This is a genomic window from Hoyosella rhizosphaerae, from assembly GCF_014643175.1.
Taxonomy (GTDB): Bacteria; Actinomycetota; Actinomycetes; order Mycobacteriales; family Mycobacteriaceae; genus Lolliginicoccus; species Lolliginicoccus rhizosphaerae.
Genome location: NZ_BMJH01000002.1, coordinates 445,912 through 469,569 on the forward strand (window position 1 = coordinate 445,912; position 23,658 = coordinate 469,569).

The 23,658-nt window shown below is 59.0% G+C and carries 18 protein-coding genes; 8 read left to right on the forward strand and 10 right to left on the reverse strand.

The features are described from left to right. Position 1: 1 nt before the first annotated feature. Positions 2–910 (reverse strand): ABC transporter ATP-binding protein, encoded by a 909-nt coding sequence (locus IEW73_RS10275; protein WP_188674174.1) that lies wholly within the window; start codon positions 908–910, stop codon positions 2–4. Positions 911–998: 88 nt separating this feature from the next. Between IEW73_RS10275 and IEW73_RS10280 the strand changes: the two genes are divergently transcribed. Further along, positions 999–1,502, forward strand: a complete 504-nt coding sequence (locus tag IEW73_RS10280; RefSeq protein WP_229675914.1) for a GbsR/MarR family transcriptional regulator — start codon at positions 999–1,001, stop codon at positions 1,500–1,502. A gap of 20 nt (positions 1,503–1,522) precedes the next feature. Here the strand turns inward: IEW73_RS10280 and IEW73_RS10285 are convergent, their stop codons facing one another. Next, entirely contained in the window at positions 1,523–1,810 is a 288-nt protein-coding gene (locus IEW73_RS10285) for a metal-sensitive transcriptional regulator (protein ID WP_188674177.1), read from the reverse strand. A gap of 211 nt (positions 1,811–2,021) precedes the next feature. On the opposite strand from IEW73_RS10285, the gene IEW73_RS10290 reads away from it, so the two are divergent. Continuing rightward, a complete protein-coding gene (locus tag IEW73_RS10290; RefSeq protein ID WP_188674180.1) occupies positions 2,022–2,432 on the forward strand; it encodes a DUF302 domain-containing protein in 411 nt (136 codons plus the stop codon). Between the two features lie 13 nt (positions 2,433–2,445). Here IEW73_RS10290 and IEW73_RS10295 read toward each other — a convergent pair whose 3' ends face one another. Further along, positions 2,446–3,786, reverse strand: a complete 1,341-nt coding sequence (locus IEW73_RS10295; protein ID WP_188674183.1) for an MBL fold metallo-hydrolase — start codon at positions 3,784–3,786, stop codon at positions 2,446–2,448. Positions 3,787–3,941: 155 nt separating this feature from the next. Between IEW73_RS10295 and IEW73_RS10300 the strand changes: the two genes are divergently transcribed. Together IEW73_RS10300 and IEW73_RS10305 are read left to right on the forward strand one after the other, a co-directional pair. After that, the gene (locus IEW73_RS10300) at positions 3,942–5,387 is read left to right on the forward strand and encodes a sugar porter family MFS transporter (protein WP_188674186.1); all 1,446 of its coding nucleotides are present in this window, start codon (positions 3,942–3,944) and stop codon (positions 5,385–5,387) included. A gap of 156 nt (positions 5,388–5,543) precedes the next feature. Then, a complete protein-coding gene (locus tag IEW73_RS10305) occupies positions 5,544–9,047 on the forward strand; it encodes a hypothetical protein (RefSeq protein ID WP_188674189.1) in 3,504 nt (1,167 codons plus the stop codon). A gap of 791 nt (positions 9,048–9,838) precedes the next feature. On the opposite strand, the gene IEW73_RS10310 is transcribed toward IEW73_RS10305, so the two are convergent. Then, positions 9,839–10,369, reverse strand: coding sequence for a recombinase family protein (locus IEW73_RS10310; RefSeq protein WP_307816039.1), 531 nt, complete (start codon positions 10,367–10,369; stop codon positions 9,839–9,841). 554 nt (positions 10,370–10,923) lie between these two features. Between IEW73_RS10310 and IEW73_RS10315 the strand changes: the two genes are divergently transcribed. Then, on the forward strand, positions 10,924–11,226 hold the full coding sequence (locus IEW73_RS10315; RefSeq protein ID WP_188674192.1) for an arabinosyltransferase C-terminal domain-containing protein: 303 nt from the start codon (positions 10,924–10,926) through the stop codon (positions 11,224–11,226). A gap of 10 nt (positions 11,227–11,236) precedes the next feature. Here the strand turns inward: IEW73_RS10315 and IEW73_RS10320 are convergent, their stop codons facing one another. Both IEW73_RS10320 and IEW73_RS10325 read right to left on the reverse strand, forming a co-directional pair. After that, on the reverse strand, positions 11,237–12,559 hold the full coding sequence (locus IEW73_RS10320) for a glycosyltransferase 87 family protein (RefSeq protein ID WP_188674195.1): 1,323 nt from the start codon (positions 12,557–12,559) through the stop codon (positions 11,237–11,239). A 640-nt stretch (positions 12,560–13,199) separates the two neighbouring features. Then, positions 13,200–13,799, reverse strand: a complete 600-nt coding sequence (locus IEW73_RS10325; protein ID WP_188674199.1) for a hypothetical protein — start codon at positions 13,797–13,799, stop codon at positions 13,200–13,202. Between the two features lie 338 nt (positions 13,800–14,137). Between IEW73_RS10325 and IEW73_RS10330 the strand changes: the two genes are divergently transcribed. After that, entirely contained in the window at positions 14,138–14,410 is a 273-nt protein-coding gene (locus IEW73_RS10330) for a hypothetical protein (RefSeq protein ID WP_188674202.1), read from the forward strand. Positions 14,411–14,434: 24 nt separating this feature from the next. Beyond that, positions 14,435–14,665, forward strand: coding sequence for a hypothetical protein (locus IEW73_RS10335; RefSeq protein WP_188674206.1), 231 nt, complete (start codon positions 14,435–14,437; stop codon positions 14,663–14,665). 487 nt (positions 14,666–15,152) lie between these two features. On the opposite strand, the gene IEW73_RS10340 is transcribed toward IEW73_RS10335, so the two are convergent. Continuing rightward, positions 15,153–16,586, reverse strand: coding sequence for a glyceraldehyde-3-phosphate dehydrogenase (locus IEW73_RS10340; RefSeq protein WP_188674210.1), 1,434 nt, complete (start codon positions 16,584–16,586; stop codon positions 15,153–15,155). Positions 16,587–16,943: 357 nt separating this feature from the next. Here IEW73_RS10340 and IEW73_RS10345 point away from each other — a divergent pair, with 357 nt between their 5' ends. Beyond that, a complete protein-coding gene (locus tag IEW73_RS10345; protein ID WP_188674213.1) occupies positions 16,944–17,438 on the forward strand; it encodes a VOC family protein in 495 nt (164 codons plus the stop codon). An 18-nt stretch (positions 17,439–17,456) separates the two neighbouring features. Here IEW73_RS10345 and IEW73_RS10350 read toward each other — a convergent pair whose 3' ends face one another. The 3 genes from IEW73_RS10350 to IEW73_RS10360 are packed head-to-tail and all read right to left on the reverse strand — an operon-like array spanning position 17,457 to position 23,649. After that, the gene (locus IEW73_RS10350; RefSeq protein WP_188674216.1) at positions 17,457–18,194 is read right to left on the reverse strand and encodes a TVP38/TMEM64 family protein; all 738 of its coding nucleotides are present in this window, start codon (positions 18,192–18,194) and stop codon (positions 17,457–17,459) included. 34 nt (positions 18,195–18,228) lie between these two features. Beyond that, a complete protein-coding gene (locus IEW73_RS10355) occupies positions 18,229–19,050 on the reverse strand; it encodes a DNA-formamidopyrimidine glycosylase family protein (RefSeq protein WP_188674219.1) in 822 nt (273 codons plus the stop codon). 3 nt (positions 19,051–19,053) lie between these two features. Beyond that, complete coding sequence (locus tag IEW73_RS10360; protein WP_443667588.1) at positions 19,054–23,649, reverse strand: ATP-dependent helicase; 4,596 nt, start codon at positions 23,647–23,649, stop codon at positions 19,054–19,056. Positions 23,650–23,658 lie beyond the last annotated feature (9 nt).

Consider the following 23,658-nt stretch of genomic DNA (forward strand, 5'->3'; position numbering starts at 1 on the left):
GTCACTGCCTTTGTGGTGCTTCTGCGAGCACGTCTTGGTAGTGGCGCAGCATCAGTTCTTCGAGTGTGGGCGGGTGGCTAACGAGGCTGTTGACGCCGTAGCGGGAGAGTTCGCGGATGGTCGTGTCGAGGTGGTCGCCGTCGACGGTGAAATGTACGCGATCACCTTCAGTGGTGAGGTCGTGAACTCCGGGGTGAGTGGCGAGTTCACCGGCTGGCGTTTTTGTTGTGGCTTCGACTGTGGTGCGCGTGAGGTGGCGCATCTCGGCGAGTGTGCCGCTTTGGACGATTTCGCCGAGCCGGATGATGCTGATGCGGTCGCACAGTTTCTCTACCTGCGCAAGGATGTGGCTGGATAGCAGCACTGTTTTTCCTTGTGCTTTGGCGTCGAGAATTACTTCTTGGAACACCGTTTCCATCAGCGGGTCGAGGCCTGCGGTGGGTTCGTCGAGGAGGAGTAGTTCGACGTCTGAGGCGAGTGCTGCGATGATGGCGACTTTTTGCCTGTTGCCTTTGGAGTAGGTGCGGCCTTTTTTGGCGGGGTTGAGGTCGAACTTGTCGATGAGTTCGTTGCGCCTTTTTGTGTCGACTCCGCCGCGTAGCCGGGCGAGGAGGTCGATGGCTTCTCCGCCGGTGAGGTTGGGCCACAGTTCGACGTCGCCGGGAACGTATGCTAACCGTTTGTGTAGTGCGACTGCGTCGCGCCAGGGGTCGCCACCGAGTAGTGAGATGTCGCCGGAATCAGCGCGCAGTAGGCCAAGTAGGACGCGGATTGCGGTTGATTTCCCTGCCCCGTTTGGGCCGAGGAATCCATGAACTTCGCCTTCTTTGACGTTCATGGTTACGCCGTTGAGTGCGCGGACTTGACCGAATGTCTTGACGACATTGTTCATGTCGATTGCTGTAGCCATGGCGTCGAGTCTACAGAGGTTTCACAAATGTGTGAATAGTTTGAAACTACTTACGTTAGAGTTGAGGGTAGCCGGATGAGGAGAAGGTGTGCACGATTTGGAAGCTCATAATGCAGTGGTGCGGTTCGCTGAAAAGCTAGCTATCCTGCTGGGCGAATCGGGAATGTCGCGCATGTCTGCCCGTGTGTTCGCATTTGTGCTTGCTGACGATGCTGACACCTACACAGCTAAAGAGCTCGCCGACGGGCTCCAGGTGAGCCCCGCAGCGATCTCCGGCGCAGTGCGGCAACTCGTGTCTGCTGGACTGATGACGAAGGGGCGCGAGCCCGGTGCGCGGTCTGATTACTACCGCATGGATGACGATGATGTGTGGGGGACGATCATGGCCCAGCGAAAACCGTTCCTACAGCGTTATGTCGACCTGCTCACAGAAGGCGCACGAGAAATCGGTGCGGATGGCGCCGGTGGTCGACGGCTGCGGGAAACCGTGGAGTTCTACCGATTTATGGATGACGAGCTAGCTCACACCCTTGAACGATGGCAGGTGCGCCGCGCGGCGTGGCTGGAGGAAGAAGCTCGCCGCACGGATTAGAAATGGCTTCGGGTTGGAAGTTACGCGAGTGCTAGGAATAGCTTTTCGAGCTCGTCTTGGGACATGCGCCGTTTGCCATTCTCGTCCGTGTCGCCATCCTCGCCTTCGTTGGCGAGGCACTCGCGAAGGCTGGTGGCGACGATCTTGAACCCGGCGCGGTCGAGGGCGCTCGACACGGCTGCGAGTTGGGTGACAACATCACGGCAATCGCGCCCATTCTCAATCATGGAGATGACGCCAGCGAGTTGGCCGTGTGCTCGGCGTAGGCGGTTGAGGACCAGTGCGGCATTGGGGTCCGTGGCGTCCATGTAAATCTCCTCGATCTACTACTTCACTAATGCTGAATACCCCCTAGGGTACCCCGAATACGAGCGTGGGGCGAATGCGCCACTGTGATTATGTATCGATTTACCCCGACGGTTGAAATACCCCTGGTGGTATGTTGAGTGGTGGGTGTTGAATATCGCCCCACGCGAGAATCACCGGAAATCAACATCCCCAAAGTCATAAGGAGAGTTCATGAAAATTGGAATCGCAACCGAGTTGACCACCACCTTTGACGATGCGGTAGAAAAAACTCGCACAGCCCTAGCTGATCAAGGCTTCGGCATTCTTACTGAGATTGACGTCAAGGCAACATTGAAGACGAAGATCGATAAGGACATAGAGAACTACCTCATCCTCGGTGCCTGTAATCCGCCCCTGGCGCACAGGGCAGTGACGGCCGACCCGCAAATTGGGCTGCTTTTGCCTTGTAACGTCGTCGTTCGTGACCACCGCGACAAGCCTGGAACGATTGTCGTTGAGGCCATGAACCCGGACGTCATGGTCGCAGTCACAGGGAAAGCTGAACTCGAATCTGTTGCGTGCGATGCGGGTATCAAGCTCAGGGCGGCAATTGATGCGCTCGGCGGTTCGCGAACAGACTGAAACGCTGTTGCCCCTAGCTGACCTTGTGTGCGTTGGTGAACGCATCGTCGATCAACACAATGTCGCGGCCGGGCCGGTCGAGCAGTGAGGCAGCGACCGAAGCGCGGTACCCAGATTCGCAGTGCACCCATACTTCTCCGGCTGGCACTTCGTCGCGTCGAGCGAGCAACTCGTGCAGTGGAATGTTGATAGAGCCTGGTACTGCACCTTTTTCATGTTCATCAGTTCTGCGAGTGTCGAGCACGGTGAACGCTCGGCTGGGGTGCTCGCTGGCGAGATCTGCGAAGGTGGCCACGCGATACTGGCGCAATGTTTCGCCGGGTCGCGCTAAGTCGACGACGTGCCCAACGGCCGCGCCCGTGATGTTGTCTACGCCAATGCGTGCAAGGTCGCGGCGCGCATCCATGACTTCGCTTCTTGAGGTTCCAACCAGGGTGATCGGCGAACCCCACGAGTAGAGCCACCCGAGGTATGTGACGAAGCTTGTCGACAGTTCGAAACCCATGCTCCCCGAGAGGTGTCCGGCGGCGAACGCTCGGCGCTGCCGAAGGTCAACGACCCATTCGCCGTCGTTTATTCGCTTGCGGAGCGTGCTGGGGTCGACCTGTTCAGGCATCCTCAAATCAACCGGCTGCGGTCCCTCGGTGTTGATAACGCCCATGTGTGCGTAGTACGCCGGGAATTCGGCGAGTCCAGCGATGAGTTCGTCGACGAACGATTGCTCGTCCTTTGTAAGCGCTGGGTTGACCTCTTGTTGCTCTCCAATGGTTGAGGAATCCCCAGTGGTGGGAGTTGCGGAGCAGAAGCTACCAAATCCGTGGGTGGGGTAGACGGCCACAGTGGGTGGTAGCTCATCGGCAAGTTTGCGAACTGAGTGGAACTGCGCGTGGGTGAGTTCTGATGTGTGTTGAGACCCGAGTAGGTCGGTGCGCCCGGTGGATCCGTACAGCATTGATCCGCCTGTGAATACCGCCTCCGGCGCTCCGGTGTCGTTGTGAAGAACGAAGCTTAGGTGGTGGTGGGTGTGGCCGGGGGTGTGCATGGCTGTGATTCGCATGGTGCCCACTTCGACGGTTTCGCCATCGGCAATCGGGCGGTGTTGGAACTTGACGTCATCGAGTGCGGAAACGATGTAGTCGGCACCTGTGACGCGGGCGAGTTCGAGCCCGCCGGTGACGTAATCGTTGTGGATGTGGGTTTCGAAGACGTGGGTGATGCGGACGCCGCGTTCTCCAGCGAGTGCGAGTGGGCGGTCGACGTCGCGCTGTGGATCGATGACTGCTGCGACTTCGCCATCGTCGATGAGGTACGAGCGGTCGCCGAGGCTTGTGGTCTCAATTGTAGAGATGTTCATAGCTAGTCCCTTCCATCTCACCTCAGCCTATATATACCCCCGGTGGTATGCAATGGTGTGAAGGGCTGAGACTTTTCGTGCGAGATAGACGTCACAAAATCATCCGGCGAATGTAGGCTCATCTCCACCGTATTCTTAACGCTGAGGACCGGACAATGACGCAACCGCAGAATCCGGAAACATACAACCGGATGAATATTCGGATAATTGGGATTTGCGTCGCGGCAGCGCTTGGCGGATTCCTTTTCGGATTTGATACTGCCGTAATTAATGGTGCCGTCGACGCGATGACGGAAACATTTGATTTGACCCCCGCGCTCAAGGGATTCGCAGTTTCCTCAGCACTTCTTGGGTGCGCCACTGGGGCCTGGTTTGCCGGTCCGCTAGCAAATCGACTCGGCCGTGTGCCCGTAATGCTCATCGCCGCTGGCCTATTCTTGGCTTCGTCCATAGGATCTGGCCTTGCCTTCGGCGTCACCGACCTCATAATTTGGCGCGTCATAGGCGGACTTGGCGTTGGTGCTGCATCAGTTATCGCCCCCGCGTACATTGCTGAAGTCTCACCAGCCAGAATTCGCGGACGCCTCGCCTCGTTGCAACAACTCGCCATCGTCACTGGCATCTTTGCGGCACTGCTCTCAGACGCCTTCCTCGCCAATGTCGCCGGCGGTTCAATGGAAGAACTCTGGTTCGGACAACAAGCCTGGCGGTGGATGTTTATCGCCGAGGCGATTCCCGCTATCGTCTACGGAGTCGCAGCAATGCGCCTACCCGAGTCGCCGCGCTTCCTTGTCGCAAAAGGACGAATTGCAGAGGCGACCAAGGTTTTGCAGGTGTATACAGGCGTGATTGACGTGCGCGATCGCATAGCTGCCATTGAGCGATCACTCCAGGCAGACCACCGGATGTCACTGAAGGACCTCCGTGGTTCACGCTACGGACTGAAACCAGTGGTGTGGGTCGGCATTCTGCTTTCTGTGTTCCAGCAGTTTGTTGGTATCAACGTCATCTTCTACTACTCCACAACGTTGTGGCGCTCCGTGGGATTCGATGAGGGTGACGCGCTCACAATCACTGTCATCACCTCCATCACCAACATTGTCGTCACCATAATTGCCATCGCCCTCGTCGATCGAATAGGTCGAAGGCCGTTGCTTCTCGTTGGTTCGGCTGGAATGTTTTTATCGCTGTCGACGATGGCTATCGCATTCTCCAACGCCACTCTCGTCGTCAACGTAGATGGGACGACCAGTGCGGATTTGCAAGGCTTCTGGGCTACCACTGCATTGATCGCCGCAAATGCATTCGTTGTTTTCTTTGGTGTTAGCTGGGGTCCAGTCGTGTGGGTATTGCTCGGCGAAATATTCCCGAACTTCATTCGGGCAGGAGCGCTCGCCGTCGCCGCAGCGGCCCAATGGTTGGCGAACTTTGCAATTTCCACCTCCTTCCCAACCTTCAGCGAAATAGGGCTGACGTTCGCCTACGGCTTTTACGCTTTCTTCGCGCTGCTGAGTTTCCTATTTGTCTATACAAAAGTGCCCGAAACTAAAGGCCGGGAACTCGAAGACATGACGGACGATATGCGCGTCAAACAGGCCTAACACGCTTCTCCCGCGTCTCGACCGCAGGGTCCACTGGTGACGGGTGCGCTTCAAGACGATTACTATCGTGGGTCGACGGCGGGTTCGCTGTCTGAGGTGGTGCAACGACCCACACTCCAGCCATGTTTCTGGTGCGTGTGGGAGAAGGGTGATGAAGTGACGCAGGGGGGCAGCTCATTGTCGGGCCGTACGGCAGCAACCATCGGTAACTGGCTGAGCGACCGCGAATACGAAACTGTGAGACTGCTCGAACGAGCAACCCTCGTCATCGAGGCGCACCCCGGACGTGACGAAGTCGATGAGCTCTGCGCCGCATATGCGCAGTATGCGTCACGAATCTCAGGGCCAAGCCTGTCCGCCGGAACAGCGCTGGTGCGCAAGTATCCGGCACTGACGCTGCTCATTATGGTGATGCACGCATCCGAGGAGAGTCGCGCTAGCGACTTCTGGGAAAGCTTCTGGAAACGACTCGGCATTCAGCGTGAGTCCAAAGCCGAGACAGAACTTCGCCAAGCAGTCCCCAAACTCATCCGTCGCTTTAACCTTGCCGACTATCCGCGAATGCGCACCAGGTATGTCCAGCTAATTGGCATGCACGCAGGCATCCCCAGGCCGAGCTTGCCGGGTCTCGTTTCCGTGATTGTGGACCACCTCACCCGCGGAGGGGAACCCAACGGGGCAGCGTTCACCCACTGGCTCACCGATCCGCGCAAACCCCACCGCTTGTCCCGCGTCGATATTCCGGTGCGCACCTTCGTCTCAGAAGGTGGCGAACCGGCCATAGATCTTATTGATCGCATCATTGATGTCGTAGCGATCGCACTGGGTAATCCAGCCACATGGCAAAGCCACATCGACTCCATCGCGGCGACCAGCTCACTTCCAAAAGAACTTTTCAGCGCTCTCGTCGACGCCATCGAAACCTGTGATGCGATTGCGGTGGGCGAAACTGGGCTCTTCGACGGCGACGGGCACATCGAACCACCCCGCATGCGCCTCGACACCACCGACGGCAGTATCCAACTCCTCGTCCCGGCAGCGCCTGATCAACGGGACTCACGATGGGTCGTATCCGCCGACGGAGACGTCACTGAAGTCTCCACCCCGCAACCTCTCGTCAGTGCAGATGGCAACTCGATGTCGTCGCCTCACGCCATCTACCCAGTGCTGCAACCAGCGCGGCACATCAGCGCGGAACACGTCTCCATCCCGAAACGGTTTGTGTTCCCGCTTGTTGACCCCAAAGATCCCCTTGTCCTCTTCAGCGACGGCGGAAAGCTCCTGCCCCTTCGGTTGCCCATCCCGCTAGGCAACGTGCACGCACTTGTGCCTCGCGGGCACCACCTCGTCGAGGGCGACACCGGAACACCCATCAACGTGGACGTTGACAGAGGACATCCGGTGGGGTGGGGCGACTGGCACTTGTATGTCGTGGACACCACAGAAGTCGCATCACTTCAGCTCGTTAAAGATGGCGTAGCTGTCGGCAGTGCCCGGCCTGTGCGCCGCACATACATACCTGAGGTGCTATTCGCTGACGCCATCCGAGGGGTATGTGCAGCCAACGGATCGCCGCTGTACTCAGAACGCCCCGCAGTGTGGCTACCCGCCGACAGCGTAGGCCGCAAAGTTCAGTGGCAAGTTGGGGTCCGTCGACTCGGTTCGCCCAACTGGGTCGTCAATTACGTCTGGACACTCGAAGGTGACGACGTCAGTTGCGATCCTTTCGACGGTCTCGATGACGCCCAACTTGGCACGTTCGAAGTGGTCGTCCGTGGTCCGCTCGGGTCCGATCTGCGCAAGGTCTTCCACCTAGCTGAAGGCATCACAGCGGAAGCTGACCCCGACTACCGAATTCCCGTCAAGGGTGGACTATCCAACGCCACCATCACCGTGACATGCGACCGCGAAGCCGGTGAAGTCCTCACAATCGACCCACCCGTGATCGACGTCAGTGGCGACGACGCGGAAAGCATCGCAACCATCGGTGATAGCAACGGCCTTCACGTCGTTGTGGTCATAAGTCCACCGCACACCGAAGTTCGACTGGGCATCCCCGGCGAACCGAACCGGTGGTCCACCCTCCCGTTCGTTATCACCCCCTCGGACCTTGATAGCGAACGTGTGCTGTCTTACCGCGTTCCCGCGACAACTGACATCAACACGTGGGTTGAAATGCGGGACCGAACCGGAAAAGTTCGCCTCCAAGAACCGCCCGAATACAACGAGTTCGCTGACGCCTTTGAGGTCAACACCAAGTCGCTTGCGGGCGGGATGGGTCGGCTCAAATCAGCTCGCATCGTTGCCGTCGTGCAAACCGAGGGGGAGGCACCACACGACATCCATCTCGTGACTGTGCGCCCCGCTGAACTCTTCAGCGACATGCGGCTCACCGAGGATGGGGTTGTTCTCGACGATCTTGCGGATGTTGCCGGACTTACAGTGCAGGTTTGGGCAACGTCCGCGCCCTGGATGGCTCCCGCAAGTATCCCTATCCGCGACGACGTAGCCGAACTGCCAGTGGAGTTCCGCAACGCAGGACCGCTGAACGTACGGGTGGTGGTGCAAGACCCACACAACCCCGTGCCAGTTCCCGCGGCACCGCCATCAGATTCGGTGCGTATCGAGCAGGAGGGGTGGGTACGTTCGGACGATCCCGCGTTAGAAGCGCTCGCGCAGTTCATCGCAGGACAGGCCGAACTCCCGTCCGGGCTAACACCCACACCTCAGGTTTGGGCAGCACTGCAGGCTCTTACCGCCCTGGGTGACTCGTTGGCTGACGTTCGGCACGGTTTGGCCGCCATGCTCTCGGAGCAGCCACGGCAGGCTCTCACGGCGCTTGCGCACAGTGCAGTGCCGATGTCAGAGCAACCGGCGCTACTCATTGAAACGGGACTAGTCAAAGCCAAATTTGCCGGTGGCGACGAAGAATCCGCAGGAGCGAACCCCTGGGTTGCATGTCTCATCACCCTGGCGGATCTCGTCGATGCTGAGCGCAACTCCGACCAGTGGGTCCACGCACGAGAAGAACTCAGCGAACACGGCGGTGACGCGCTAATTCGAGTTCTTGACGCAGGACGAGACCAAGAGCTCGCCAAGGCACTGTTCGACCACACCACAGTCATGCTCCACCACATGCCAGCGGAGCAAGTCGACAAAATCTTCGACGTCGCTCGCATCATCCCCGGGGCAGTCCTCGATGTCGACACCCGCGTCAGTGCAATCGCAGAGACTTTCGCGATGCGCAACCGCTGGGTCGACATGCCGTCGCACACCGAACTTGTAGTGCGGTCGAAAAAGTTTGTGCGCGCCATCAAAAAGGCTGGCAAACAGTTCTACGACCAAATTTCGATCCGCAGCGACGCACTCGGAACGGCTGATACCCAATCCCACCCGTGGTTGATGCTGCCGATGGTGTCGCTCATCATGGCTCTCCTTGCCCGGCTTGAGGCACACGGCGCGGTCAAACCAGGCCTATTTGATGACGACATAATCGCTGCATGGGCTGACATGGCGAAGTTGTGTCCGCAACTCGTGCGTATCGACCTTGTGTTCGCTGAGGCACTGATTATGCATTCTGTGACGGTGCTCGGCGTGAAGTGGGGTGCAGAGAAATCGGGCGCTGAGAAGGTTGGCGCAGAAAAGTCGGGCGCTGAGTAGTACGGGGGCTCTGGTCCAAACCACTGTGAGAACAGCTGTTTAAGGCCAACTTCCGGATGCATAACGCCTGGTAGAGGTTGACCGCCTACCAGGCGCGGGCTGATCGACGCCGTTCATCGACGAATACTGTCGAACATGAGCACGCTTAAAAAATCAGCGGCACACACAGGCGGCGCAGGTGCATCGGCCCTGCCACGGTCCCGAACGGGGATGCGGACCGGAAATGTGAACGCTCCGCGTAGTTGCTTTGCCATCCCACAGACCCCTGCATCTGAGCAAATCAATAGCATCAACCGCCTTGCGGCCGACGAAACCCGTTGAATAGCAACAACGATGAGCAATGAATGCCCGAGCAATTGCGAGCTACCGACAGCGAGAATTCTGGACCGCCAAGTCGGCAGATCTAACACGGCTCTCTGCCCCAGATGTAGACGACAGACGGGGGAGATGAACCGGCCCTGTGGACTAGCACCTCGTCAGCGAGGTAACGAAAAATGTCGTCACACTTCTGTCCACAGCTTTGCCAATGCCGGTAGTTCATGTCGGCTGAGTGCCCGTCGGAGTGATTCACACGTCCCCGGGCGGGGAGAGTTTACGCTCCACCTCAGACATTCGGTTGCTTCGTATGGCGTTGGCCAGATCGGTGGTAGTTGGAAGTGCGCGCCGGATATCGTCTGGCAGTGCTTTGTGTGTGGTGTAGAGGCTGACCCCTAGCGGCGAGTCGAGTCCGCGCATGGCGCACCTGCGCCTTTATCTGGTCGAGCAGCTCAGCGTAGGCAGCTGGTTCCAAGTCACGGCGTTGAGAACTCACTTGGCACCTGTAGAGGATTGAGGTCCGGCAACGAATAGATTGGGGTTGGGGCCGAGGCGGCAAATGACAGACGCACGTGAGAGTCCGGTGATGTCGGAGATTTCTTCGAGTCTGATTCCGTGATGACGCATTCGTTGTGCGTGGCGTAGTTTCGGGGGTGTCGTCTGGGGTGGGGGCCACCGACGCTGCCTCGCTCGCGGGCTGCGCGAAGCCCTGCATTGGTTCGCTCTCGGATGAGGTCGCGTTCGAACTGGGCGAGCGCACCGAAAATATGAAAGACCTGCGTGCCACCAGGGGGCGCGGTATCGATCGACTCGGTCATTGAACGAAACTCAACGCCATTCTCACGCAGCGCCTCGACGGTTTCGATGAGGTGTGGCAGCGATCGCCCCAACCCATCTAGCCGCCACACCACAACTACGTCGCCAGTCTGCACTTCCTTGACCAGCGCTGCTAGTTGTGGGCGGTCGATCTTCGCCGCCCGACTCTGTCGCCGTGAATATTCGCTCACAGCCAGGGGCAATTAATGCGGCCACTTGCAACGAGGCTGATTGGTCGCCGGCGAAGACTTGCGCATATCCCAGAAGCGCCATAGGAAGAACAGTGTCATAACACCCTGACAGGTTCAGTTCTGAACTCGCTGAGTTCTGAGCATGGGTTTTGAGCCAAAAGGGCGATGACGTTACCTGCGTAAACGGGGTACGGTCGCAGCCGTCTCCGCCCGGTCTCATATACGACCGTTTTTGAGCGGGGCTCTGGGTGGCCCATAGGATCTTGGGTTTGGGTAGCCCCGGCCGGTTCAGTTGAACGAGGGGCGGGCCTGAGAAGTCAGTGTTTTTGTCCTGGTTTATCCCTCAGGCCGTCGGCACATCCTTCAACTTCCTCAAACAGAAATTTGTCGTCTTCAAAGGCAGAGGCGAGACCGTCTCTGTTGGCTAGATGGTCCGGCCCCTTGTGGGTGGAGAAGTTCACGCATCAGCGCGAACCCAAGCCAAGCTGAACCAGACTTTTTCCCAAACTGGCTGTCAGTCATCCCCTGAAGACACGGAGAAGGTAGCGCAGGTCATGGCGAACATTTGGCAGGTCAACGTGGGCGGCGGACCACTGGGATGGATTGACCTCCTGACCACCAGCCGAACACTGCCGACTTATCTATCACACGACTGGGAAAGTGACTGGGGAGCTCTCGAGCAGTACGCACCAATCGATCCGCGGGCGGACCAAGTTCGGCTGGACGCCGAGACTGTCATGCGCTCGGGATGGTGGCGTCCTCGCCCATCAACACTCTTCGGAGAACTCACCGTTGACAACGACCCGCTGACGGGTCGCCCGTGGTGGATCGGCCCGAACAGCAGGGTTCGCGGTTAAGCCGGAATGATCAGCTCCCCGGTGCCTTTTCGAGGTTTTTCGCTTCTGTTCTACCGCTGGGAATGCCTGTTGTAGGGCTGCTGTTGCGGGTAATCGCCAGCGCCCCCAAGCACAGCGCGACCAGAAGAAGAACGGGAAGACCGCAGGTAAGGAGTCGTGCCCCGGTTGGGATATGGGTGATCGCAGCATCCATCGCAGGCACGTATCCGACTGCGTCCGTTTCGCCTATGCTCTTGATGAGCACATAGATCCAGGTCGTCAGCCACATCGACGTCGCCGCTACGACGCCGACTGTCACCAGGCGCCAACGCCATACAAGCCCAGAGCGACCCGCCACGCTGCGGTACAGCAGGTAGGCGATGACGGGAATGAACCACACCCAGTGATGACTCCACGCAAGAGGAGTAGCGGCACACGCTGCCAAGCCAACGATTGCAATCGCTGGCAGTTCTTCTCCTGATCGGTGAAGTCGCGAAGCCGCCCACAACGCCAAGCCAACGACTAGCGCAGAGAACACCACCCATACGGCTACAGCGATCGTGCCAGGAGCGAGCAGATTTGCGATGACGCCATTAACTGATTGATTTGCGGGATGCGTCACGTCGCCGATACGCCGCACGTCGCCAACCGCGTGCAGCCAATAAGTGGCGGTATCCCTCGGCAGCACAACGGCACCGATCAGCACCGTGACAATCGCGGTTCCTACCGCCGCGGCGGCCGGGCGCCACTGCCGAGTCACCAGCAGGTACGGCACAAACAACAGCGCTGTGAGCTTGATGCCGGCAGCCAATCCAACCGACCAGCCACGCAACAGTGCACCTTGTGGACGGGTCAAGTCCCAAACAATCACGGCCATCAGAACAAGGTTGATCTGGCCCTGCCAGAGAGTGCCGCGGACTGCCTCGATGTTAATCGCGGCCAGCGTCAATCCGAAAGCTGCAAGGCCCAGGTGCCATCCCGCCAGAAATCCGCTGACGCGGAGGCATCGCCATATCGTCAGCCCCAGTACGACAACATTCACCAGGAACCAAACCGTACCGGGATTGCCCCATGTGAATGGCACGAACATCAGCGCCGCGAATGGTGGATAGGTGAACCATCCGGCATGAGGTATCGGAGCGTCATACAGCGAGTGGCCGGACAACATATGCTCGGCGCCGAGGCGGTAAACCCAAAGATCGCCACCGTTGGCAAAGAGCCCAAATCCGGGTGGTGCATAGAACGGAATCAGCGCGTACTGAATCAATACACCAAGCACGCCGACGATAAGGCAACCTGTCACGAACCTCCACGTGATGCTGGTGCCTCCGGGGTCTTTGACTGACAGGGTCATGCACCAGGCCTTTCGTGCCATCGAGCCGGAACAGCTTCTTCAGTAGCTAGCGATAGGATTTCACAGCCCTGATGCCCAGACTGGCATCTCATCCGATTGGTCATTCGTGTGTTCCGTTGGAGCGACCGGTTCAGAGACGACCGTTTCTGAAATCGGTATCGGTGACTGATGACGTGTCTAATGGGGGCGACGTAGTGACCGCTACTGTGTGCGGGGGACTTCGGTCGAGGTAAATCAAAAACGGTTATATGCGGAATGGGCGAGCCTCGCTGGTAGCACCAATCCAATGAGGAGCTTTTGTGATCCGGATGGTGGAGCGAGCACGTGCTGCACCATCGGATTCTCCGATTGGCCTGGGGTTCTCGCGCTTCGAACGCATTTCTGTAAAACCGCAGTTGCAGTGATCTGTGAATGTGGACGACTGACTGGAAAGCTCGCCAGGCCAATCAATGTTGACTCGCAACATCTCGACGACAACGCGCTAGCAGTAGAGCGCGAAAGGCTAGTCGCTTCATGCTGTAAAGCGCTTGCCAGGCGCCACTCTTCAACCACATCAACCCGGCCGAATCTGGTTATCTCAATATCGGCTCTGGAACTGCATGCCTTATTGGCCCGCAGCAAAGGGCGGCGTTTACGTAGTTTAGAACGTGCTAAGCAGGGTGTAGCGATACCACGGACCGCTTAAATGCACCGTGGTCATCCGCCCATCGCGGTCCGGAACTCCACCGGGGGCGTACAACCAACCGCGTTCCGTGGTGAACATCCCCGTGCGGAGGTCGACAAAGTACACAGTACCGTCGGAAAAAGCGTAGGCGCTGCTGATCTCGAAACGTCCAATCTTGAAATTGTACAAGGCAGGCGGCCCAGGAGCAGTCAGAAGTTCCTGGGCGACCTCCTCGAACTCCGGACGGGCGTCCTCGAACTCCGGACGAACGAGGAGGACCAGCGCCAGTCCTGCCACCGTGACGAGCGGCCAGGCGAGCATCCACCAGGCAAAGCGGCGGCGCCGCACTAGGACCACGATCGCCCCGACCAGCCATGCCAACCCGGCGAACATCAGCAGCAGGATGCCAATCCCGGCGGTCAAATACCACTCGGTGCCGGACGGCCACCAGTGCCCCCACGCCAGCACCAGCAACACCAGTCCTGTGCCAGACGCGGCAGCGGCAACACTAAAGGTGGCTGTGCGCAGCAGCGTTCCTGGCGCTCGTTTCTGATCACTCTTGGCGGGCTCTCTCACGGACCCACTCTAGCTGTGACTCATCATAAATGAGGGGACGGTCCGAGGGGGACTCGGAGGCCTGTATTCAGCCCTTCGGCGAAGCTCACCTGGCTTCGATGAACGCTTCTACCTGCGGTCGAGAGGACTAGCTCGTGGAGCGATCGTCAGCCTGCATCATGGTCTCGTTACCTCTACCGCTCTGTATATGCGGGACTACCTACAGCAGCAGTCACGTAAGCCAAGCTGGGAACCAGTGTCAGAATCGGAGCTATTGCAGACAGGCGCACCAGGATGAATAAGCACCAGAGTCAGAAGGAATAGGCGCAGTCTTGCGACGGGCGGGGCGTGGCTGCGGGATGATCAGGCCGGGCTCCACCCAACCGCGCTCGCGAGCGGTGCTGCCGCTACTGCGGTTCTTCGTCCCAGAACGGGTGCTTGCCGCTGGTGTCGCACACCCAGGTGCGAGAATCGCCGTTGATGGCGGGGGTGTCGGTGAGCCAGAGGGGAGTCGCGACACGGGTCTCGCGCCTCGAATGGGCTTTGATTGCCCGACAGGGCGACGCCTCACGTCCGAACTCCGGGAACACCCGCGTCAGCACACAAACTCAGCCTCATGCACCCTCACCTAGCCAAGGAAGTTACGGTTCCGGTCTATGAGTGCAACTGCTTCGGTTCAGAATCTTGTTGAACCCACTGTTCTAGTTGACTTTTCTCGGGTCCTGGTGTGGATTACGGGCGTATTGAAGTCACCCATCGGTATCCAGTTCTCGATGCATGCTGAACGCCAGTCAGGTGAGGTAGACGTGCTCCGCCACAACCTTGAAGTCAAGGCACGGGGGAGCCTAACCTCCCGGGGAAGCTATTTGCGGCGGGGATGTCGGTAGGCCCCTCTAATCGGCGGTTTCACGCACACTTCGAAGGCCTTCCGGTAAGCAAGTCCTGCCAGAGCCCTTAGCTAACGATCACAGGTCCGGACTTCGAAAGCCCAGCCGAAATAACCGCGAAAGTTTCAAACTCCCATCTCAATAACTAGGGCGCTTTATATCGCCCCACCATTCCCGCACTGTACGACGCCGTGGTGACGGTTCTCGGGAAGTGCTTGCCTCCTGATCTATTGATGCGGTAAACGGAGGCCCTGTGGTGCCAGCGGCTAGGGCACGCACGTTAGCTGTGGGTGCATCCACGGTGCGAAGCCTCGGTACTTCAGTAGCCGCTGCGAGCTCTGCCCGCGGGATGCGCGGCGTACGTGCGAATATTGCACCCAGATGTAACCGAAACGCGGCGGTCGCATGTGGATTGAACGAACGAAATGAGCACAGCGAAAAGGCCCGCTGCGCAATCGCGCAGCGGGCCTTTGCTTTGAGCCTGGTGTTACACCTGCGGGAAGTGTGGGTACAGCACACCGGTGATGTGCTGCACAACCCTCACGACCTGGCAGGAGTAGCCGAATTCGTTGTCGTACCAGAGGTAAACGACAGCGTGGTTGCCTTGGACGATGGTCGCTTCAGCATCGACTACGCACGCTGCGCGTGAGCCGACGAAGTCTGTCGACACTGTTTCGGTGGATGCAATGAAGTCGATCTGGCGCTGCATCGGAGACTTCAGTGACACGGTGCGCAGGTGGTCAACGAGGTCGTCCCGGTTGGTTTCACCGTCGAGAGTGAGGTTGAGCATCGCCATCGAGACGTCTGGGGTGGGAACGCGGATGGATGATCCGGTTACACGCCCGGTCAATTCGGGGAGTGCCTTTGCGACAGCAGAAGCGGCGCCGGTTTCGGTGAGAACCATGTTGAGCGGCGCTGACCGGCCGCGACGATCACCCTTGTGGTAGTTGTCGAGGAGGTTCTGGTCGTTGGTGAAGGAGTGAACCGTTTCGACGTGGCAGTATTCGACGCCGTATTTGTCGTTCACTGCTTTGAGAACGGGAACGATGGCATTGGTGGTACAGCTTGCACACGACAGGATGTTGTCATCTGCCGACAGGGTTTCGTGGTTTACGCCGTGAACGATGTTCTTGACGTCGCCTTTGCCTGGGGCTGTGAGAACGACCTTGTCGATACCCGGCCGGAGATGCTGTGAGAGACCTTCGCGGTCCCGCCACTTACCGGTGTTGTCGATCAGTACGGCGTTGTTGATTCCGTACTCGGTGTAGTCGATGGAGGTGGGATCGCCGCTGTAAATAATCTTGATGGGATTGCCGTTGGCGATGATCGTTTCGTTTTCTAGATCGACATGGATCGTGCCGTTGAATAGGCCGTGAACGGAGTCGCGGCGGAGCAACGAAGCACGCTTCATCAGGTCGTTGTCACCACCGCGGCGAACGACTACGGCGCGCAGGCGCAGCCCGTTTCCGGAGCCGGTCTTTTCAATGAGCAGGCGGGCAAGGAGTCGACCGATGCGGCCGAAGCCGTACAGAACTACATCGCGGGGAGGGTTGCGGTCTTCGTCGCCGTTGGCGATTGCGCCCTTAACTGCCTCGCGAGTGAAATCCTCGACTGATAGACCCCGATTGTCATGCTTGTATGCAATCGCGAGGTACCCGATGTCGATTCGGGAAGGGGTGAGGTCAAGTTCGGAGATCGTCTTGAGGATCGGGTAGCTATCCTCGATCTTCAATTCTTCCTTTTCGATTTGGCGAACGAACCGATGTGCTTTGAGGATGCCCACAGCGGACTTGTTCACCAACGAACGGCTGTGCACAAGAATTGTCACATCGTGCTGTCGGTACAGCTGTCCGATAATCGGGATCATCGCCTCGGCGAGCTCTTCTCGGCGCTTCCATGCAGTGAACGCGTCCCCAGTCACCAACCGGCTCCTTCATTGTTCGCCATCTTCGAACTCGTCGGCGCGCGATTCTAGTCCTGGTGACGTACGATCCGTGTCGCCGACGAACCGCCCCCACATTGGGGGTATCTTCTCGCACTTTACGCCACAAGGCGCCGTAGGTGAGAAACGGGTGCGTACGTGCGCTTGTTCTGGGTAAAAACTTAGCGGTTGTTGATGTGTGCACTGCAAATGTCGCGATGGTGGTGGCCTGGCCTGATGGTGTTGCACACAAGGTCCAGTGAAAATTTGTCGTGTATGAGGTATTGCGAGACAACTCACATCGCACTATTGTTCGAACATATGAACGAATAGTGGCGGCGAGAGGGTGTGGTTGGGATGTCAGGTTCAAACGGTTCGGAAAACTCGGGTGCGTCAGCAGACGCGACGGTGCGGAAGTACCCGCGGATTACTCCGTACCTCACAGTGGACGGCGCGGATGCGGCGATTGCCTACTATCGGGACGTATTCGGCGCTGAGGAACACATGCGCTTGGTGGGCCCAGGTGGCCTGGTGCTCCATGTCGAACTACGCATCGCCGACGGTGCCATCATGCTTGCCGATGAGAACCCTGAATGGGGGACTCAGGGACCCAAGGCGCTCGGCGGCACAGCTGTGACGCTTGCGATCTCAGTTGACGATGTCGACGAGACGGTAGCGCGCGCAGTGGAGAAAGGTGCGACTGTAGCGATGCCGGTAAGCGACCAATTCTATGGTGACCGCGTGGGCATCGTTGAAGACCCATTCGGTCACCTATGGCATATCGCTACGCCAGTTGAACAGTTGTCTGACGAGGAAATGAGACGACGCTTTGACGATTTGTTCACGGAGTAGGCGGCGCACTACAGAAAGTCAGTTGGTCAGGTGCCCGCGACGTGTGAAGCGTTGTACTGCGTAGGCGCCACACATGGAGAAGGCGAATACAGCGGTAATTGTCGCTGCGAACTGCCACGAGAAGATGTCGGTGCCAAACGCACCGACAGCGACGAAGCCCAGCATGCCAGGCAAAATCCCAATGCTCGTGGCCAGAACGTAGCCCAGTACCGGTATTCCGGCGACTCCCGACGAGTAATTCACCAACCAGAAGGGAAGCAACGGCACCAATCGGACCGTCAGCACTGCGGTGAACCCGCGGCGGTTGAGGAAAGTTACCGCACGTAAAGCAGGTTGCTTGCCGTAGTGCAGCAGCGCATCAGCACCGAGAGTGCGACCACCGTAGTAGGCAATGAGTGCGGCCACAATTGCGGACGGGACTGCGATTAGTGCTCCACCAACAAACCCGTACAACAAGCCAGCGGTAACTGCTAAGGCGCTCGATGGCACCGGTGTCAAAGTTAAACCAACGAATATCGCGATAAACAACACCAGTCCGAGTGGACCTGCGGACTCGGCAAACGCGCGGATTTCAGACGGCCCCGGCACATCAAGCATGAGTACGGCCAGGACCGCGAGCACCAGTGCGAATCCCAATGCGAGTGGGCGCCACAGCGGACCACCGCGAGAACTATCGGCCGCATCCGCAGTCGGCTGAACCCGCGTTGCTTCGCAGGTCGGCGCGGCACTGGTTGACGCGGCACTGGGATTGATCACGCTTCAAGGGTGCCAGGAAAGCCGCGAGACAGCACTACCTAGCAGCAGTGATGTTACAAACCTGACACTGCGGACACACAAAGACCAGCCGGTCGTCCGCATTCGGCACCGTTGACGATTCGTAGCCTTTCGCGCCGATAATTCGGCGTTCAACAACGGTGCCGCAGCGCCGACATGGCTTCCGGTCCCGCCCATAGACCCACAGTTGTTGCCCAGCGCGCAGATTTCCCGTCGTGCACCGCATTGAGCGATTCTTATTCGCCACTAACATGCGAGCCGCCAGATCCACCACCGACGAAACATTCACGCTCCGCACCGGGGTCACTGGATCGATTCCCCGTAGGAAACACACTTCACTTCGATACACATTGCCCACTCCGGCGAGAATTGACTGGTCGAGTAGGGCGACTCCAATGGGAACATCGGCGGCCTCCGACATGCGCCGTACCGCCTCGGCCGCATCCCAATCCGGTCCGAGAATGTCCGGCCCCAACTTGTCTGTCACCGCGTCGACACCAGCAAAAGGGATGATCCGCACAAAACCCAGCGAGAAACCAATCGCTTGCCACGCGTCATTTTCAAGAACCACTCGGGCTTGCCACGCGGGCTTACGCCAGCGCGCCTGTTTCGGATAGGTGTGCCATGTGCCTTCCATTTTTAGATGTGAATGAATCACATGGTCGCCGACTTGGATAAACAGGTGCTTTCCGTAAGGCCATACACGATCAACGCGCGATCCACTGAAATTGACAGTGGCGTAGCGTGGCACCCGAAACTCGCAGCGTGTGAGCACTTCGCCCTCAAGTGCGGCGCGGAGCGCGGTGGCTGTCCTAAACACTGTGTCGCCCTCAGGCATCCGTCACCTCCAAATCCGGAACCCTCGCGGCACTGATGTAAAGCCATTCTCCTTCAAAGCCCGCACGAAAAACCCCACAGCGCCGTCGCTGCGTTCAGCTTCCACCGCGCCGACGCCGTTTATTGATTCGATCAGTAGCTTGTCCAGCGCACCACGCTGTACGTAGTTCACTACCGCGCGAACCGCATGGTCGAGCGCCACCGGGTCGTCGCCAAAGACCAATACTGTTTTTCCTCCGCGCTCGATGTAGGCCACTAGTTCGCCGTCGACGACTACTACTAGCGCGCCGGCCTTTCTGCCTGCCCGGTGCCCACCCGCCGGACCGTCGGGCCAAGGCAATGCCGCGCCGTAAGGGTTAGCGGGGTCCACTGCCGCAAGGACTACTCCTACGCCGTCGGCGGGGCGTTCGTTGACCTCGCGAAGGCGATCCACCACTGTGGAGGTTGAAAACTGTGCAGCACCAAGTGAAGTCACGAAGTATCCGCGGCGGCACACCCCACGGTCCTCGAGCTCGCGGAAGACCTTATATAGCAATGTAAAGCTCACGTCGTGGGTGCGCTCGGCGGCGAAAACATTCTTTGTGACAATGCCGTACCGTTCGATCAGTTGCTCACACAACGCATGCGCCCGCACGGTGACGTCATCTTGCGGACGCGGCAAGAGCGACCAGCGACCCGCCACCGTTGGGGGACCTGAACGAGTGGGCAGCGAGGCGCGGGGGAGTCGAGCAGCGCGAAAGGTTCGCGCGCGAGGCGGAGGTTGTCGCGTTCGATGTGTTGGTGATCCAGTGCGTCCACCCGTGGTGAGCCGGGCACGCACTGGGGCAAACGTATCGTTTGTCACGCTCCCCGCCCATACAAGTTCCCACAGCGCGTCGATGATGTCGCCGTCGGTGAGCGCAGAACCGATACCCGCAGAACTGATACCTGGAGAGTTGCTCTCGCGGTGGCTGCGCATCACCGCATCGGCGAGATCGCGGAAAAAGAACCCACCACCGTTGCTCAGCACAGTTTCGATGCGATAAGCGGTGTCTGAAAGGTCCTCGGTGATGGGGGCGGCTAACGTGAGCGGGGCAGTGTCTGCGAGGTGTAGGGCTACCCAGCCATCCTTTTTGGACAAGGAACCAGCGCCGGACCACACGACTTCGCCGGACGTTGTCAGTTCATCAAGCATCGCCGGGGAATAGTCGGCAACACGAGGGGCGAAGATCAGCGGCTCGAGTGCGGAAGCGGGGAGTGGTAGCCCGGCGATGTGGTCGATCGCGGTGAGGACTCCGTCTATTCCGCGCGAGGTTGTGCTCCCGATGTTGTGCCATGTGGGCAAAAACCTCACGAGTGCAGTGGTGTTGACTGGTTCGATCGCGTTCCGCACCGCAGCAAGCGATTTGCGCCGTAGGACTGAAAGGACGCCGGTGTCGCACCACTCGGTTCCTGAGTCGGTTGCATGGTCGGGGCGAAACTCGCCTTCGATGACGCGGCGGTCGGTGACGAGTTTCCTCAGCACAGCTGTAATCAGGCCTATGGGTAGTGCGTAGTGCTCGGCTACTTCGGCGGCGGTGAACGGTCCGCGTGAGCGCGCGTAGCGTGCGACGATGTCGGTGAGGGCGTCGGGGACTTCTTCTAAGTGGGCGCTCGGAACACCGACGGGTAGTGGTGCCGCGAATGCGTCCCTCATACGGCCGGCGTCTTCCACGACAATCCACCACAACTTGTTCGCGAACGTCACCGCTATAGCACGGTTTTGTTTCTGTAGCGAAGCTAGCCAGTCTTTGTGATTACCTTCGGTGCGCTCGGCGACGTCGGCGGGTGTGAGTGGGCCGATGGTGCGCAGCATGTCCACTAATTGTTCGTCTGTTACGGCTTTGCGGTTCAGCCACTGAAGGTGCGCCTGGTAGTCAGCGATGACGGTCGAGTCCAGAATGTCGCGCATTTCGAGACGACCGAGAAGTTCGGCGAGCAACGCGGTGTCCAGGGATAGTGCAGCAGCTTTCCGTTCGGCGAGCGGAGAGTCGCTTTCGTAGACAAATGCGCCGGTGTAGCCGAACAGTGCTGACACCGCAAAAGGGGATGGTGAGGAAGTCTCAGTTTCGACAATCCGGATGTTGCGGTGGTTGAGTTTCCGCAGTAGTTGAGCGAGCCCGGGAACGTCGTACACGTCCTGGAGGCATTCTCGGACAGCTTCGAGGACGATAGGAAAAGTGGGGTAGTTGCGAGCGACGTCGAGTAGCTGCGCTGACCGTTGGCGTTGCAGCCACAACGGTGATCGTTTGCCTGGGTCACGGCGGGGGAGCAACAAGGCGCGCGCTGCACATTCTCGAAACCTCGCGGCGAACAGTGACGAGTTTCCTACTTCGGCAGTGACGAGGGCATCTATCTCATCCGGATCGAAAAGGAACAGGTCCGCGCCAGGCGGGTCCGCGTCGGTGTCCGGTAGTCGGACGATGATGGCGTCGTCGGTGGTGACGGCTGCACCGTCTACCCCGTACCGTTCGCGCACGCGGGCGGAGATTGCCAGGGCCCATGGTGCATGGACGGGCAGTCCGTAAGGGGAGTGCAGAATGACGCGCCAGTCGCCGAGTTCGTCACGAAACCTTTCGCACAGCAACGTGGTGTCGGTGGGCACAACTTGAGTAGCTTCGCGTTGTGACGTGATGAAGGCAATCGTGTTGTTGGCGGCATTGGCATCGAGGCCGCTGTCTGTGAGTCGTTGCAGCGCACCGGCTTCGTCTACAGCGATTTCACGAACGAACGCGCCCAGTGCCGCCCCGAGTTCGGATGGGCGGCCGAGGTTGTCACCAATCCAAAATGGGAGTCGTCCGAACTGTCCGGGAGCGGGAGTGACCAGCACCCGGTCGTGGGTGATGTCTTCGATTCGCCAACTTGTTGCTCCGAGCGCGAACACGTCGCCTACGCGAGATTCGTAGACCATTTCTTCGTCGAGTTCGCCAACGCGTGTGCTTTTCTCCCCAACGATGAACACGGGATACATACCGCGGTCAGGGATAGTGCCTCCCGATGTGACGGCGAGGCGTTGAGCTCCGGGGCGGCCTGTGATGGTGTGGTTTTCGCGGTCCCACACAATGCGGGGTCGTAGTTCACCAAACTGGTCGGAGGGGTACTTTCCCGACAACAGGTCGAGGGTTGCGTCGAAGGCCGATCGTGGCAGCGCGTTGTAAGACCCGGACCGTCGAACAGTTGTGAACCAAGCATCTACATCGAGGGGTTCGAGGGCGCATGCCGCAACGGTTTGTTGGGCCAGGACGTCGAGTGGGTTGGCGGGGATGCGCAGAGATTCAATCTGGCCCGTGCGCATCCGTTCGACGGTGACGGCGCAGTGCAGAAGGTCGGCCCGGTGCTTGGGGAATAAGATGCCGCGGGACGTTTCGCCGACTTGGTGTCCTGCGCGTCCAACACGTTGGAGTCCGCTGGCGACTGACGGTGGAGCTTCGACTTGGAGAACTAAGTCGACCGCGCCCATGTCAATGCCTAGTTCGAGACTGCTCGTCGCAACGACACAGCGGAGACGCCCGGTCTTGAGGTCGTCCTCAATGAGCGCGCGTTGCTCCTTGCTGACAGAACCATGATGTGCACGGGCAAGGAGATGTGATGCGGGGGCAGCAGTTCCCCCTTGTGCGATCATCACCGCAGGTGAGCGTATCGGTCCGGTGGGGATTTCTTGCCCGTTGCGTTCGCTGTAGATTTCGTTGAGTCGCGATGTCAGGCGTTCTGCGAGGCGGCGCGAGTTGGCGAACACAATTGAGGAGCGGTGTTGCAGGATTAGGTCAACGAGTTGTTCTTCGACGTGGGGCCATAGGGAGTTCGCCGACAGGTTGTGCGCATCGGTGTCGGATTCACTGTCAGTTGCTGGGACGTTGGTCATGTCCTCAACTGGCACGACAACCCGCAGGTCAAACTTCTTCTCTAACTGCGGCGCGATGACGCTGACGGGTCGCTCACCTGCGAGGTATTGCGCTACGGCGCTGTGTGGTCGCACCGTGGCCGAAAGTCCGATGCGTTGCACGTGCTCGTGGGCCAACTGATCGAGGCGTTCGAGCGACAATGCGAGGTGTGCTCCGCGCTTCGAGTCGGCGATGGAGTGAATCTCATCGACGATTACCGTGTGGACCGCGGTTAGAGTGTCCCGCGCCGATGAGGTGAGCATCAAAAATAATGACTCTGGTGTGGTGATCAGGATGTCCGGTGGGTTCCGAACCATTGCCTGCCGAGTTCGGGAGGGGGTATCGCCGGTGCGAACCCCCACCGTCACCGTCGGTGCCGAAAGATGCTCCGCCTGTGCCGTGCGGGAGATACCGAGTAGTGGTGCGCGAAGGTTTCGCTCCACATCCACGGCGAGTGCTTTGAGCGGAGAGATGTACACAATTCGTGTGCCGGGCGGTGGGTCTGTTTCAGTTGCGAGTCGGTCAAGTGCCCACAGGAATGCGGCCAGCGTTTTGCCTGATCCTGTTGGTGCGACCACCAGGCTATGTTCTCCACGGCTGATGTGCTGCCACGCTTGTTCCTGGGCGGGGGTGGGCGCCCCAAAAGATGCTGCGAACCACGAACGTGTCGCAGGGGAGAACAGGTCGAGGGCGGGCACCACACCATCATG